Below are 15,973 nucleotides of genomic sequence, written 5' to 3'. Positions count from 1 at the left end.
AAAAGGACGGTGCAAAGCATGCGTAAACCAATTATCGCAGGTAACTGGAAAATGAATAAAACTCTATCTGAAGCAGTTAGCTTCGTAGAGGAAGTTAAAGGTCAAATCCCAGCAGCTTCAGCTGTTGATGCAGTAGTTTGCTCTCCAGCTCTATTCTTAGAGCGCCTTGTAGCAGCAACTGAAGGAACTGATTTACAAGTAGGTGCACAAAACATGCACTTCGAAAAAAATGGTGCATTCACTGGTGAAATTAGCCCAGTAGCACTTAGCGACTTAAAAGTAGGCTACGTAGTACTTGGCCACTCTGAGCGTCGTGAAATGTTTGCTGAAACAGATGAATCAGTAAACAAAAAGACTCTAGCAGCATTTGAACATGGTTTAACACCAATCGTATGTTGTGGTGAGACTTTAGAAGAGCGCGAAAGCGGAAAAACATTTGATCTAGTAGCAGGTCAAGTGACAAAAGCACTTGCAGGTTTAACAGAAGAGCAAGTTAAAGCAACTGTTATCGCTTATGAGCCTATCTGGGCTATCGGTACAGGTAAATCTTCTTCTTCTGCAGATGCAAATGAAGTATGTGCGCACATCCGTAAAGTTGTTGCAGAAGCTGTTTCTCCAGAAGCTGCAGAAGCTGTTCGTATTCAATACGGCGGTAGCGTAAAACCAGAAAACATTAAAGAGTATATGGCACAATCTGACATCGACGGCGCTTTAGTTGGCGGTGCTAGCTTAGAGCCTGCTTCGTTCTTAGGTCTTCTGGGGGCGGTAAAATGAGAAAGCCAACAGCTTTAATCATCCTTGACGGTTTCGGACTTCGTGAAGAAACTCACGGGAATGCTGTAGCGCAAGCTAAGAAACCTAATTTTGATGGTTACTGGAACAAATTCCCTCATACAACGCTTACAGCTTGTGGTGAGGAAGTAGGTCTTCCAGAAGGTCAAATGGGTAACTCTGAGGTTGGTCACTTAAATATTGGTGCTGGCCGCATAGTATATCAAAGCTTAACACGCGTAAACGTTGCAATTCGTGAAGGTGAGTTCGATCAGAACGAAACATTCCAAAATGCAATTAAAAGCGTAAAAGAAAAAGGTACTGCTCTTCATTTATTCGGTTTACTTTCTGATGGTGGTGTGCATAGTCACATGAACCATATGTTTGCTCTTCTTCGCTTAGCAGCAAAAGAAGGTGTGGAGAAAGTTTATATCCATGCGTTCTTAGACGGCCGCGATGTTGGACCACAAACAGCAAAAGGTTATATCGATGCAACAAATGAAGTAATTAAAGAAACAGGAGTAGGACAATTCGCGACTATCTCTGGTCGTTATTACTCCATGGACCGTGACAAGCGTTGGGATCGCGTAGAAAAATGTTACAGTGCTATGGTGAATGGTGAAGGCCCTACTTATAAATCAGCAGAAGAGTGTGTAGAAGACTCTTATGCGAACGGTATCTATGATGAATTCGTATTGCCGTCTGTAATTGTTAACGAAGATAACACGCCAGTTGCAACAATCAATGATGATGATGCAGTTATCTTCTATAACTTCCGTCCAGACCGTGCAATTCAAATTGCTCGTGTATTTACAAACGAAGACTTCCGTGAGTTCGATCGTGGTGAAAAAGTACCTCACATTCCAGAATTCGTATGTATGACACACTTCAGTGAAACTGTAAATGGTTACGTGGCATTCAAGCCAATGAACCTTGATAACACTTTAGGTGAAGTTGTTGCGCAAGCGGGATTAAAGCAACTTCGCATCGCGGAAACTGAAAAGTATCCGCACGTTACATTCTTCTTTAGCGGTGGTCGTGAGGCTGAATTCCCAGGAGAAGAGCGTATCTTAATTAACTCACCGAAGGTTGCAACGTATGACTTGAAACCTGAAATGAGCATTTACGAAGTAACGGACGCTTTAGTAAATGAAATCGAAAATGATAAACATGATGTTATCATTCTTAACTTTGCAAACTGTGATATGGTTGGCCATTCTGGGATGATGGAACCAACGATTAAAGCAGTAGAAGCAACTGACGAATGTTTAGGAAAAGTTGTAGAAGCGATTCTTGCAAAAGATGGTGTAGCACTTATTACTGCTGACCATGGTAATGCCGATCAGGAGTTAACTGCTGATGGCGAGCCGATGACAGCTCATACAACTAACCCGGTTCCTTTCATCGTTACAAAAAATGATGTAGAGCTTCGTGAAGGTGGTATTTTAGGAGATATCGCTCCAACAATGCTTACACTTTTAAATGTGGAACAACCGAAAGAAATGACAGGTAAAACAATTATTAAATAATTTGCTTATATAAAAAGGAGAGAATTTATTATGTCAACAATTATTGATGTTTATGCTCGCGAAGTCCTTGACTCTCGTGGTAACCCAACTGTAGAAGTAGAAGTTTACACAGAAAGCGGTGCTTTCGGACGCGCTATCGTACCAAGTGGTGCATCTACTGGTGAGCACGAAGCAGTAGAATTACGTGACGGTGACAAATCTCGTTACCTTGGTAAAGGTGTTGTTAACGCAGTAAACAACGTTAATGAAATTATCGCTCCAGAAATCGCTGGTTTCGATGTAACTGACCAAGCTGGTATTGACCGTGCTATGATCGAATTAGATGGCACTCCAAACAAAGGTAAACTAGGCGCTAACGCTATCCTTGGTGTATCTATGGCAGTAGCTCACGCAGCAGCTGACTTCGTAGGTCTTCCATTATACCGTTACCTTGGTGGATTCAATGCAAAACAATTACCAACTCCAATGATGAACATCATCAACGGTGGTTCTCACGCTGATAACAACGTTGACTTCCAAGAGTTCATGATCTTACCAGTTGGTGCTCCAACATTCAAAGAATCAATCCGTATGGGTGCTGAAGTATTCCATGCACTTAAAGCTGTATTACATGACAAAGGTCTTAACACTGCAGTAGGTGACGAAGGTGGATTCGCTCCAAACCTTGGTTCTAACCGTGAAGCTTTAGAAGTAATCATCGAAGCTATCGAAAAAGCTGGTTACAAAGCTGGCGAGAACGTATTCTTAGGAATGGACGTTGCTTCTTCTGAGTTCTACAACAAAGAAACTGGTAAATATGACCTTGCAGGCGAAGGCCGTACTGGCTTAACTTCTGCAGAAATGGTTGATTTCTACGAAGAGCTTTGCAAAGACTTCCCAATCATCTCTATCGAAGATGGTTTAGACGAAAACGACTGGGATGGTCACAAATTATTAACTGAGCGTATCGGTGATAAAGTACAATTAGTTGGTGACGATTTATTCGTAACTAACACTCAAAAACTTGCTGAAGGTATCGAAAAAGGTATCTCTAACTCAATCTTAATTAAAGTTAACCAAATCGGTACTTTAACTGAGACTTTCGAAGCTATCGAAATGGCTAAACGTGCTGGTTACACAGCAGTTGTATCTCACCGTTCTGGTGAAACTGAAGATGCTACAATCGCTGACATCGCAGTTGCAACTAACGCTGGCCAAATCAAAACTGGTTCTATGAGCCGTACTGACCGTATTGCTAAGTACAACCAATTATTACGCATCGAAGACGAACTAGGCGAAATCGCTGTTTACGATGGTATCAAATCTTTCTATAACATCAAACGATAATTGTAGAAAATAACGACAGACCGTGAGAAATCACGGTCTGTTTTTTTATGCTAAAATTGTTCACCAGTCATAAGTGACATGAAATGTTTGAAGAAGCGGTTATAATCAAAATCAATTGCTATTTGATGACTCGGCCAATCAATAAATGGCTTAGATTCTCCTAAAGAGCGAAATTCTCCAATGCTTGCCCCCTGCGCATAGGATTCTGTCATGACAACGATAGGTGATTTGTGATAGGTAAACATAGAGTTATCAAGTAAAGCGAGTATTGGCATTGTGTCATGGAAGGGGCTACCCTTTAAATGTGGTAGGGCGTCTTTATAATATCCGTAGTAATAATGATCGAATAAAGGTTTGACAAGTGGGGCTTTTCCTTTTGTTTCAATATACTCCGCCATCTCGGGTGTAATGACGGAATATTGGGTGACGTTTAATGGGTATATGTACATGTTAGCTGTAGATTGGAGGACTATATTAGCAGCAGTAGGATCGCCATAAAAGTTTGCTTCGGAAATAGGGGTAACATTACCAGGGTGTAAAAAGGCACCGCCCATTACGTAGTAAGATTTAACTTGCTTCATTAACTGTTTACATACGATGAATAAAATTGCTAGGGAGGTAAGTCTTCCTAAACTTACAATGATTAATTCATCTTTATACTGCTCAATAAGAGGAATAACTTCAAAAAAATTCTCCATTTCTCCGTTAGTCACATTCACCTTTGGAATAATTGGCCCAAGCCCCTGTTTCCCATGTACATCCGTAAAAAATGCAGGTGGGGCACCAGTAAGAGGACGTTCTGAACCACCGAATATCTTGATATTTCTATTCTTTGTTTCGTTATTAAAAAAATGAGCATTTTGTACGGCCATTTTTTTCGGGACATTGCCGTAATCAGCAACAATACCGATAATTTCTATTTCATCAATAAAGAAAGCTAAGAGCAGAGCCATCGTATCATCAATCCCAGGATCACAAAAAATGAGAACTTTTTTGGGCATATGTTCACCACCTATCTTGTTTATCCCGTACAAACCCGCTTGATGAAGGCTAACAATCAGTATGGATGTGGGAATCCTCATGGATTAAAGTTTCACTTTATATATATGTAAGCTTAAGGATAAAAAGATTATTTTATTGAAATAATAGTCTTATAAATTCAGAAAATAAAAACTTTTTATATTAGGTCAAGGTTTTTGACGTAATTTCTGTTTGGAAATGCAGTCATATCAAGGTTGTAAGCGTATAACATAGGCTGTTTTTGCTGTCAAGTTGATAAATTGCAGCTTTTTACAATTTATACTATGATAAAGATATTAACAGAAGATCGTATAAACATGAGGGATGATGAACATGAAATTTACAAAGATTCTTGTCCAAATTGCTGCTCTTTACGTGTTTTATATGGTTGGAACTTGGGTGCAAGAAATGCTAAATATTCCAATTCCAGGAAGTTTGATTGGGATGTTCCTCTTACTTGTTTTACTTAGCCTAAAAGTTCTTCCAGTGAAATGGTTCGATTTAGGAGCAGAAACACTCGTTGCTATTATGCCGTTTTTATTAATTCCGCCAACGCTTGGCTTAATGAATTACGGTGCTTTTTTTATGAGTAAAGGAATTTCTCTTTTCATTACAGTTGTAGCGAGTACATTTTTAATTATTATTGTCGCAGGACATACAGGACAATATCTTGCGAATAGGAAGGAAAGAGAGTCGCGATGAGCCAAATATTAATCGGAATCGGTTGGGTTCTTTTTACGGTGCTATTATATCAATTATCTAAAAAAATCTATAAATTATTTCCAACACCATTCACCATTCCAATGCTTGTAGCAACAGGATTAATGGCTTTCCTATTTATCGTGCTTGATATACCATATCAACATTATATGGAAAGTGGTGGTGGCTGGATTGCAAAGCTACTTGGACCCGGTGTTGTAGCATTTGCAATTCCTCTTTATAAACAACGTCATATTCTGCAAAAATATGTTGTACCGATTGCCGGCGGGGTATTAGTAGGTACAACAGTTGCAATCGCTAGTGATTTTGCCATTGCTTCACTTATGGGAACAGATAAAAGCTTAATCTTATCGTCTTTACCAAAATCGGTGACAATGCCAGTTGCGATGAGCGTTTCTGAACAAGTTGGTGGTGTACCTTCCTTAACAGCAGCTTTCGTTGTTATCGCAGGTATTACTGGAACGATTACAGGACCTCTCTTATTAAAATGGAGCCGTGTTACAAACTCAGTTGGTAAAGGTATCGGATTTGGATGTGCTTCTCATATTATGGGCGTTATGAGAGCGATGAAAAATAACGAACATGAAGGTGTTATTGGATCGGTAACAATGACATTAACAGCAATTTTGACATGTTTACTTGGACCGTTATTTGCAATGATGTTTATGTAATAGAAGAAAAGCGAGAGCGACTCTATAGCTCTCGCTTTTCTATAGGATTTATGCTACAGTTACAATAACTGAATCTTTGTAGGAGGTACGCCAAGTGCATACGTTATTATCCGTTTTACTTATTACTGTATCGATTTTAATGATTGTTATGGTACTTATGCAGTCTAGTAATAGCTCAGGCCTTTCAGGTGCAATTTCAGGCGGTGCAGAGCAATTATTTGGTAAGCAAAAAGCACGTGGAATTGAAGCGGTATTAAACCGTATTACAATCGTTTTAGCTGTATTGTTCTTTGTATTAACAATTGCTGTTACGTACTTAAACTTATAGAATTGAAAGAAGAAGCGTTAGTAAGATGTACTAATGGTTCTTCTTTTTTTGTTTTGCTATTTGAAAGATGTTTCTAATTAGATTATAGAAATATAAATATGGTACACTAGATATAGAAAGAATACGACTAGATTACAGAAGAGAAAGAGGAGAAGTACATGATGAAATTAGCATCTCCGAAACCATTTACATTTGAGGGTGGAGACCGCGCTGTTTTATTACTACATGGATTCACAGGGAACTCAGCTGATGTACGTATGTTAGGGCGTTTCTTAGAAAAGAAAGGCTATACTTGTCATGCGCCAATTTATAAAGGGCACGGTGTACCACCAGAAGAGCTTGTTCATACAGGGCCTGAAGATTGGTGGCAAGATGTAACGGAGGCATATCAGCTTTTAAAAGATAAAGGTTTTGAGGAAATTGCTGTTGTTGGATTGTCACTTGGCGGCGTATTTTCTTTAAAATTAGGTTATACAGTACCGGTTTTAGGTGTAGTACCAATGTGTGCACCGATGTATATTAAGAGCGAAGAAACGATGTACCAAGGTATATTGGCATATGCCCGCGAATATAAAAAGCGTGAGCAAAAATCACCAGAGCAAATCGAACAAGAAATGTTGGAATTCCAAAAGACACCGATGAATACATTAAAAGCATTACAACAATTAATTGCTGACGTACGTAACAATGTGGATATGATTTATGCACCAACATTTGTTGTACAAGCCCGTCATGACGAAATGATTAATACAGATAGTGCTAACATTATTTATAACGGTGTAGAATCTACGTTAAAAGACATTAAATGGTATGAAGACTCTACGCATGTCATTACACTTGATAAACAACGTGACGAGCTACATGAGGATGTATATAACTTCTTGGAGCAACTAGATTGGTAAGATCTAGTTGCCTCTTTTTTTCATAAGGAATTTTTTGTGAAAACTGTAAAAATCATAAGGGGAGTATTGAAGTTTCGCTTTATACATCCCCTATCTTTCGGATACACTAAATAATATAAGGTTTTAAAGGAGGTATTTTTGCTTGGAAGAAATTACACAAGAACATATTGATAAGTTGTTATTATTTATGAGAGAAGAAGCGTATAAACCGCTAACGATACAAGAGTTAGAAGAGGCATTTGGAATTGAAGGTTCTGAGGGCTTTAAAGATTTTGTAAAGGCACTTGTAATGATGGAAGAGAAGGGGCTTGTTATTCGTACACGTAGCAACCGTTACGGTCTTCCTGAAAAGATGAATTTAGTAAGAGGTAAGTTAATTGGACATGCACGTGGCTTTGCATTCGTTGTACCAGACGAGAAGAAAACGGGAGACGATGATCTTTTCATCCCGCCTACAGAATTAAACGGTGCACTTCATGGCGATACAGTATTAGCACGCCTTAGTTCTCAATCGAGCGGTTCACGTCAAGAAGGTTCAATTGTACGCATTTTAGAGCGTGGAACGAAAGAACTTGTTGGTACATATACAGAATCGAAAAACTTTGGCTTTGTTATACCTGACAATAAGCGCTGGACGAGTGATATCTTTATCTTGAAAAGTGCATCAATGGGTGCTGTAGAAGGTCATAAGGTAGTTGTGAAAATTACGAGCTACCCAGAAAACCGTTTAAGTGCAGAAGGTGAAGTTATTCAAATTCTAGGTCATAAAAATGATCCAGGAGTAGATATTTTATCTGTCATTCATAAACATCATTTACCTTTAGCATTCCCTGAAGAAGTGATGGAGCATGCAAACAGTGTACCAGAAACGATTTCAGAAGAAGATTTAAAGAATCGCCGTGATTTACGTGATCAAATGATCGTAACGATTGATGGTGCAGATGCGAAAGATTTAGATGACGCTGTTACAGTAACGAAGCTTGAGAACGGCAATTACAAGCTAGGCGTTCACATTGCGGATGTAAGTCATTACGTTCAAGAAGGTTCTCCAATTGATGTAGAAGCAGCGGAAAGAGCGACAAGTGTGTATCTTGTTGACCGTGTAATTCCGATGATTCCACATCGTCTATCTAACGGTATTTGCTCATTAAATCCGAAAGTAGACCGTCTGACATTATCTTGTGAAATGGAAATCAATAACTTAGGTGATGTTGTTAAACACGAGATTTTCCAAAGTGTGATTAAAACGACAGAGCGTATGACGTATGCTGACGTAAGAAGCATTTTAGAAGATGAGGACGAAGAGTTAATTAAGCGTTATGAGCCATTAGTACCGATGTTTAAAGAGATGGGGCAATTGGCACAAATTCTACGTGAAAAACGTATGCGCCGTGGTGCAATTGACTTTGACTTTAAAGAAGCGAAAGTATTAGTAGATGAAGAAGGAAAACCGACTGATGTTGTCATGCGCGATCGCTCTGTATCAGAGAAGTTAATTGAAGAATTTATGCTTGTTGCGAATGAAACAGTAGCAGAGCACTTCCACTGGATGAACGTACCGTTTATGTACCGTGTCCATGAAGATCCGAAAGAAGATAAGCTTGAGCGTTTCTTCGAGTTTGTAACGAACTTCGGATATGCGGTAAAAGGACGTGCGAATGAAGTGCACCCTCGTGCGCTGCAACAAATTCTTGAAATGGTTCAAGGACAGCCTGAAGAAGTAGTTATTTCAACGGTTATGCTTCGTTCTATGAAGCAAGCTCGTTACGATGCGGATAGTTTAGGGCATTTCGGTTTATCAACTGAGTTCTACACACATTTCACATCACCAATTCGTCGTTACCCAGATACAATCGTTCATAGATTAATTCGTGAATACATTATTAATGGTAAAGTAGACAATGAAACGCAAGCAAAATGGCGTGAAAAATTACCTGAGATTGCAGAGCACTCTTCTAATATGGAACGCCGTGCTGTTGAAGCAGAGCGTGAAACAGATGAGATGAAAAAAGCAGAGTATATGGTTGATAAGATCGGTGAAGAGTATGACGGTATGATTAGCTCTGTAACAAACTTCGGTTTATTTGTAGAGCTTCCAAATACAATTGAAGGTCTTGTACACGTTAGCTACTTAACGGATGATTACTACCGTTATGACGAGCAGCATTTCGCTATGATCGGAGAGCGTACAGGAAACGTATTCCGCATCGGTGACGAAATTACAATTCGTGTTATTAACGTAAATAAAGATGAGCGTGCAATCGACTTTGAAATCGTTGGCATGAAAGGTACACCTCGTCGTAAGTTCAAAGATCGTCCAGTCGTTATCGAGCAGCCAAGAACAGGCAGAAAGAAACGCGGTGGACGTAGCGAGCGCAGTAATGAGCGCGGCGGTGAACGTGGCACAGGTAGAAAATTTGACCGTGGTGGCAAAGGAAAAGGAAGAGGATCCGCATCTGCATCCACATCCGCATCCGCAAGTCAGCCAGGGAAAAAAGATGGTAACGGCAAGAAGAAAAAAGGATTTTTCGAAAACGTACCAGGATTCAAGAAGAAAAAGAAAAAGCGTAAGTAAGAAAAGGATGGCTTCGCTTTGATGAAAAGCGGAGCCTTTTCTTTTTTTATTGGTGGCTTGAGAACGAGCCACTTTCGCTTTTTATTAACATTTGTTACAATAGTAAAAATAGAGGAGGGACGTTATATGCCAAAAGGTACAGGTAAGGTTATTGCACAAAATAAAAAAGCGTTTCATGATTATTTCATCGAAGAAACATACGAAGCAGGGCTTGTCCTTCAAGGAACGGAAATTAAGTCGATTCGCGCTGGTCGCGTGAACTTGAAAGATGCGTTTGCACGTATACATAATGGTGAAGTATGGGTTCATAATATGCACATTAATACATACGAACAAGGGAATCGTTTCAACCATGATCCACTTCGTACGAGAAAATTACTTCTTCATAAAAAAGAAATTGATAAGCTAGCGGGCGCTGCAAAAGAAACAGGTTACGCATTAGTTCCACTTAGAATCTATTTGAAAAATGGATTTGCAAAAATGGCACTTGGTTTAGCAAAAGGTAAGAAACAATATGATAAACGTCACGATTTAAAAGAGAAAGAAGCGAAACGTGAAATTGCACGCGTGTTCCGTGATCGCCAAAAGATGTAATACAGATATTTACATTTGTAAAACCGCGCGCGTATGATATAATAACTTATGTAAGGTTGTTGCACATTGAAAAACAGCTCTTAGTAGCTATCACGATATTTTCTTCGTATGCTCCATTTTTATCATGGGGACGTTACGGATTCGACAGGGATAGTTCGAGCTTAGGTTGCGAGTCGAGGGGATCGGCCTCGTTAAAACGTCAAAGCCTATAATTGGCAAACAAAACAATCTTTCTTTAGCTGCTTAATTGCACTAAAGGTTCCTCCCTCCATCGTCCATGTGGTAGGGTAAGGGACTCAAACTAAGTGGACTACGCCGGAGTTCGCCGTCTGAGGGCGAAGGAAGAGAACAATCAGACTAGCAACTTGGAAGCCTGTCGATAGGCCGAAGAGTTTGCGAAATGCTAATATATCGACTACACTCGTAGAAGCTTAAGTGCCGATATTTTTGGACGTGGGTTCGACTCCCACCGTCTCCACCAATACATATTTGGTGGTTTTTTTATTTTGTGTGTGATTTGAACCATAAATTTGCCACTTTGGCAAGGTTATGGTTCTTTTTGTTTGCGGCAAACTTATGCTTCAAATTTTTATGTTTAGGGGTCAACATACATACCCAATAACCTATTGTTAAAAATAGCATTTTAAGAGCTATTTCTTACACACGATATGCAACAATTAAATACATGAAATTTTAAGGTATCCCCTAAAAAAAATATCTTTCACTGTGCTTATAAAAATTTAGCTTATCTTAAGGTACTAAAAATAAAGTGAGAGAAATTGCTGTCTACTTCCGATTATGTATTAAAAAGTTTAATATAGGGATTAAAAAATTATTTGACAATCTAAATATAAAAGGATATTATCTTACACTGTAAGATAATAAAAAAAGGAGGGGACTCAATGTTTTATAAAAAGTTGGCAGCAGAGTTTTTTGAATTTATGGTAAAAGCACAAAATAGATCGATGGGACCACTTGATACGCAAGAATTTTCTCGTGGCGAAATGGGAATCTTGGTGTATTTAACATTTAAAAAGGATGGAGTAACCTCTGGACAATTAAGTGAGGCTTTATATGTAAGTACTGGTCGAATTGCTACCGCTCTTAAAGGTCTTGAAAAAAAGAATTTAATTGAGCGTCGTACGGATTCTACGGATAAGCGTAGAGTCAATGTATATATTATGGAGGCTGGTAAACAAATCATCTTAGAGAAACATGAGCAAGCACTTAAGAAGATGGAGATGAAACTGCAAAAGCTTGGGAAAGAAGACGCACAGAAGTTTGTAGAACTTTCGAAACGTGTGTTCTCATAATCGTATATAAAACACCTTATAGACTTTAAAAAATAGGCAGTTTTCATGAGTATTATTAAATTTGCAGTTCAACACTGGACTGCATAAAAATTTATTATATATCTTACACTATAAGATAAAAGGGGCATTGATATGTTGAAAATATTTAAATATTTGAAAAGGAATGAATGGATACTTGTTCTATTTAGTATAGCATTCATTACGGTACAGGTTTGGCTGGACTTAAAGCTACCGGACTATATGGCTGAAATCACGACATTAATCCAAATGGAAGGTACGAACTTTTCTCAAATTATTGAACCTGGAGCATATATGCTACTCTGTGCAGTAGGAAGTATGGTTACTGCTGTTATCGTAGGATACTTTGCTGCTAAGGTTGCAGCGGGATTATCAAAACGTCTACGCGGATTAGTTTTTGATAAAACTTTATCTTTTTCGTTGGAAGAAATTAATCGTTTTTCGATAGCAAGTTTGATTACTCGTTCAACTAATGATGTTACGCAAATTCAATTTATTGTGGCAATGGGATTACAGATAATTGTAAAAGCGCCAATTCTAGCTGTTTGGGCAATCATGAAAATTTCAGGGAAAAGCTGGAAATTGACAACAGCGACGGGTATAGCAGTTGTCGTTTTATGCATGATGTTAGCTGTGATTATTCTATTTGCAATACCAAAGTTCAAAATCATTCAAACTCTTACTGATAATTTAAACCGTGTAACTCGTGAGAACTTGACAGGGATGCGCGTTGTACGTGCTTATAACGCTAAGGACTATGAAGAAAATAAATTTGAAAAAGCTAATATGGAATTAACAAAAACAAATCTTTTTGCAAATCGTTTAATGGCAATTATTGGACCAGGGATGACTGCAATTATGTCCGGTTTAAGTGTTGCGATTTATTGGATTGGTGCTTATTTGATTAACGAAGCACAGATGGTAAATCGAATTACAATTTTCTCGGATATAGTTGTTTTCTCATCGTATGCCATGCAAGTTGTAATGGCATTTATGATGGTAAGTATGATTTTTATTATGTTACCTCGTGCTACGGTATCAGCAAAACGTATTATGGAAGTACTTGAAACAGAAGCGAAAATTACAGATGGTACAGTTACAGAAGGAAAACCAGGTATTGTAGGAGAGATTGAGTTCCGCAATGTTAGCTTTAAATATCCAGATTCAGAGAACCATATTCTTCGTAATATTAGCTTTACTGCAAAAAAAGGAGAAACGGTAGCTTTTATTGGATCCACGGGGAGTGGAAAAACAAGTTTGGTAAATCTAATTCCTCGTTTCAATGATGTTTCTGAAGGGGAAGTATTGGTTGATGGCATAAATGTAAAAAATTATAGACAAGAAACTCTACACGATAAAATTGGTTACGTTTCACAATCGTCTGTGTTATTCAGTGGTACTGTAACTTCGAACGTATCCTATGGAGAATCTGGACATATGGATTCGTCACTAAATGCTGTCAAAGAAGCATTGGAAATTGCACAAGGGAAAGAATTCGTGGAAAAACTTGAAGGACAATATGAAGCGCAGATATCACAAGGTGGTACAAACGTATCTGGGGGACAAAAACAGCGTATATCGATTGCACGTGCAATTTATCGGAAACCAGAAATTTATATATTCGATGACTCGTTTTCAGCATTAGACTACAAAACAGACAGGGTTCTACGTTCTGCTTTAAGAAAAGAAACGAAGGATGCCACTACCTTAATTGTTGCACAGCGTATCGGAACAATTAAAGACGCAGACCGCATTATTGTGCTTGAAGAGGGAGAAGTAGTTGGGAATGGAACACATGAACAATTAATGGATAGCTGCGAGACGTATCAAGAGATTGCATATTCTCAGCTTTCGAAGGAGGAATTGACTGATGGCCAAAAATGATTATACCATTGGAGATCATGAAAAAAACTCAAAAAATGGGAGACAGATGGGCGGAGGGCTTAGTCCAATGGGTGGCAGGGCCCAAGGGCAAAAAGTAAACAATTTTAAAAAAACGATTCAACAGCTGATTTCCTACTGTAAGTCTTATGTACCCATTGTTATTTTTGCCTTAATATTAGCTTTTGTGGGTTCTGCATTTAATGTATATGGCCCAGATAAATTAAGTGAAATGACAGACCTTATCCAAGAAGGGATTAGGGGTGACATTGATTTAGGTGCAATCAAAAATATTGGAATCATTTTAGTGGTTCTCTACGGATTAGGCTTGGTATTTAATTATATACAAGGTTTTATAATGGCAACGGTAACACAAAAAATCACAAAAAAAATGCGTACAGAATTATCGCAAAAAATGAATCGAATCCCTTTAAGTTACTTTGATAAAATGAGTTATGGAAATATATTAAGCCGTGTAACAAATGATGTTGATACAATTGGCCAAACGCTAAATAATAGCCTAGGACAATTAGTAACGGCAATCGCAACTTTTGTTGGTGCATTAATAATGATGTTCTATACAAACTGGATTATGGCTATAACAGGAATTGTTGCAACCTTAATTGGATTTATTTTAATGACATTGATTATGAAGCGTTCTCAAAAATACTTTGTACAACAGCAGGCTGAACTAGGGAAAATCAATGGACATATTGAAGAAATGTATGCAGGTCACCATATCGTAAAAGCATATAACGGCGAAAAGGAAGCAAAAGAAGTGTTCCATACAATCAATGATCGTCTTTTTGATAATGCTTGGAAATCACAGTTTATGTCTGGGATTATGATGCCTATCATGCAGTTTATCGGGAACTTTGGGTATGTAGCAGTTTGTATTGTTGGTGCATTACTTGTGACAAATGGTGTAATTACAATTGGAACAATCGTTGCCTTTATGGTCTATATTCGTTTGTTCACACAGCCATTATCACAATTAGCACAAGCTGCAACGAATCTGCAATCTACAGCAGCAGCAAGTGAACGTGTATTTGAATTTTTAGAAGAAGAAGAATTATCAAATGAAAGTGAAAAAACACTGAGATTAGATAATGTCAAAGGAGATGTGGAATTTAAGCATGTTAAATTTGGCTATGATAAAGATCGTCTTATCATTAAAGACTTCTCTGCTAAAGTGAATGCAGGACAAAAAGTAGCTATTGTAGGTCCAACGGGTGCTGGAAAAACGACATTAGTAAATTTATTAATGCGATTTTATGAACTGAACAGTGGCGAAATTACTATTGATGGTGTTCCTATAAATCAATTAACTCGTGAACATGTGCATGATCTATTCTGTATGGTACTTCAGGATACATGGCTATTCGAGGGGACGATTCGCGAAAATATTGTCTATTCAAAGGAAAATGTTTCAGATGAAGAAATTATAGCAACATGTAAAGCAGTTGGGCTGCATAATACGATTAAAAACTTATCTAACGGTTATGATACCTTATTAAATGATAAAGCGAATTTATCAGCTGGACAAAAACAATTAATTACGATTGCCCGTGCGATGATTGAAAATGCCCCATTATTAATTCTAGATGAGGCTACGAGCTCAGTTGATACACGTACGGAATTATTAATTCAAAAAGCAATGGATCGTTTAACAGTTGGGAAAACATCCTTTGTCATTGCACACCGTCTTTCGACGATAAAAAATGCTGACTTGATCTTAGTGATGAAAGAGGGAGACATTTTAGAAACAGGAAACCATGAGGAGTTACTAGCAAAAGGTGGATTCTATGCGGATCTGTATAATAGTCAATTTGAATCAGTCTCTTAAGTATTGATTACTAACTTCTTTCTCAGGATCCTTGAGGCTAAAAGCTAGTGACTGAAGTACGAAGGTTTAGTAGGTAGGGCTAGAAATAGATATAGACTCTTTCCAGACCATAAAATTAATTTACTGGGTGAGGTTGGTTGAACAAAGACGAGTTTTGAGATTATTGCTCACGTAATTTAAATATCTTATGTTGGGCATACTATTCAGTTGTGCCATAGGTCAAAAAATTTAGCAAATATGTAAAGCTCCATTAAATTAAAAATGGAGCTTACTTTTTTTATACATTAAACCTTCAAAGTTTCAGGTGCTACATTTTCCGAATGGATATCATCTCCATTCAGTACTCCATGCATTTAGAAGCCAAAAAATCAATCCATTTCCTAATAAATTTTGGTTAAACCATCGTGACAACGTGTCATATTTTCCCTTTGACGTATGACATGTTGTCATGTACTATTGATTTACACCCAGTTGTGACA

Annotated in this window: 13 protein-coding genes and 1 other RNA gene; 13 read left to right on the top strand and 1 reads right to left on the bottom strand. The window is 38.1% G+C overall.

The window, feature by feature from the left end:
* The first annotated feature begins 18 nt into the window (after positions 1-18).
* Genes tpiA through eno form a run of 3 tightly spaced genes read left to right on the top strand, consistent with a single transcriptional unit; the run spans position 19 to position 3,626 of the window.
* Positions 19-774, top strand: coding sequence for a triose-phosphate isomerase (gene tpiA / locus JFU02_RS17025; protein ID WP_001231042.1), 756 nt, complete (start codon positions 19-21; stop codon positions 772-774).
* Positions 771-2,300: a 2,3-bisphosphoglycerate-independent phosphoglycerate mutase gene (gpmI, locus tag JFU02_RS17020; protein WP_061666152.1), complete on the top strand. Its 1,530-nt coding sequence runs from the start codon at positions 771-773 to the stop codon at positions 2,298-2,300. Before tpiA ends, gpmI begins: the two co-directional genes overlap by 4 nt.
* A gap of 30 nt (positions 2,301-2,330) precedes the next feature.
* Positions 2,331-3,626 carry a phosphopyruvate hydratase gene (gene eno / locus JFU02_RS17015; RefSeq protein ID WP_000103951.1) on the top strand — a complete coding sequence of 432 codons (1,296 nt, stop codon included), beginning with the start codon at positions 2,331-2,333 and terminating at the stop codon, positions 3,624-3,626.
* 50 nt (positions 3,627-3,676) lie between these two features.
* Here eno and JFU02_RS17010 read toward each other — a convergent pair whose 3' ends face one another.
* Positions 3,677-4,627, bottom strand: coding sequence for a nucleoside hydrolase (locus tag JFU02_RS17010; RefSeq protein WP_001125040.1), 951 nt, complete (start codon positions 4,625-4,627; stop codon positions 3,677-3,679).
* A 352-nt stretch (positions 4,628-4,979) separates the two neighbouring features.
* Between JFU02_RS17010 and JFU02_RS17005 the strand changes: the two genes are divergently transcribed.
* From JFU02_RS17005 to JFU02_RS16960, 10 genes are all read left to right on the top strand, one after another.
* Complete coding sequence (locus JFU02_RS17005) at positions 4,980-5,348, top strand: CidA/LrgA family holin-like protein (RefSeq protein WP_000673222.1); 369 nt, start codon at positions 4,980-4,982, stop codon at positions 5,346-5,348.
* Positions 5,345-6,037: an LrgB family protein gene (locus tag JFU02_RS17000; RefSeq protein ID WP_000078303.1), complete on the top strand. Its 693-nt coding sequence runs from the start codon at positions 5,345-5,347 to the stop codon at positions 6,035-6,037. The genes JFU02_RS17005 and JFU02_RS17000 overlap by 4 nt, the downstream gene beginning before the upstream one ends.
* Positions 6,038-6,131: 94 nt before the next feature.
* Entirely contained in the window at positions 6,132-6,365 is a 234-nt protein-coding gene (gene secG, locus JFU02_RS16995; RefSeq protein WP_000557266.1) for a preprotein translocase subunit SecG, read from the top strand.
* A gap of 161 nt (positions 6,366-6,526) precedes the next feature.
* On the top strand, positions 6,527-7,267 hold the full coding sequence (estA, locus tag JFU02_RS16990) for a carboxylesterase (RefSeq protein WP_176543119.1): 741 nt from the start codon (positions 6,527-6,529) through the stop codon (positions 7,265-7,267).
* 142 nt (positions 7,268-7,409) lie between these two features.
* Positions 7,410-9,842, top strand: a complete 2,433-nt coding sequence (rnr, locus tag JFU02_RS16985; RefSeq protein WP_097960168.1) for a ribonuclease R — start codon at positions 7,410-7,412, stop codon at positions 9,840-9,842.
* A 126-nt stretch (positions 9,843-9,968) separates the two neighbouring features.
* Positions 9,969-10,436 carry an SsrA-binding protein gene (smpB, locus tag JFU02_RS16980; protein WP_001123917.1) on the top strand — a complete coding sequence of 156 codons (468 nt, stop codon included), beginning with the start codon at positions 9,969-9,971 and terminating at the stop codon, positions 10,434-10,436.
* A 126-nt stretch (positions 10,437-10,562) separates the two neighbouring features.
* Positions 10,563-10,917: a transfer-messenger RNA gene (gene ssrA / locus JFU02_RS16975) on the top strand.
* Positions 10,918-11,338: 421 nt separating this feature from the next.
* A complete protein-coding gene (locus JFU02_RS16970; protein WP_086407207.1) occupies positions 11,339-11,749 on the top strand; it encodes a MarR family winged helix-turn-helix transcriptional regulator in 411 nt (136 codons plus the stop codon).
* Between the two features lie 132 nt (positions 11,750-11,881).
* Positions 11,882-13,651: an ABC transporter ATP-binding protein gene (locus JFU02_RS16965; protein ID WP_201071304.1), complete on the top strand. Its 1,770-nt coding sequence runs from the start codon at positions 11,882-11,884 to the stop codon at positions 13,649-13,651.
* Complete coding sequence (locus tag JFU02_RS16960) at positions 13,638-15,494, top strand: ABC transporter ATP-binding protein (RefSeq protein WP_086407209.1); 1,857 nt, start codon at positions 13,638-13,640, stop codon at positions 15,492-15,494. The genes JFU02_RS16965 and JFU02_RS16960 overlap by 14 nt, the downstream gene beginning before the upstream one ends.
* Positions 15,495-15,973 lie beyond the last annotated feature (479 nt).

Source organism: Bacillus sp. TH13, assembly GCF_016651175.1.
Lineage (GTDB): Bacteria > Bacillota > Bacilli > Bacillales > Bacillaceae_G > Bacillus_A > Bacillus_A thuringiensis_S.
The sequence above is the reverse complement of the archived record's forward strand: the minus strand, read 5'-3'. Positions and strand labels throughout refer to the sequence as shown.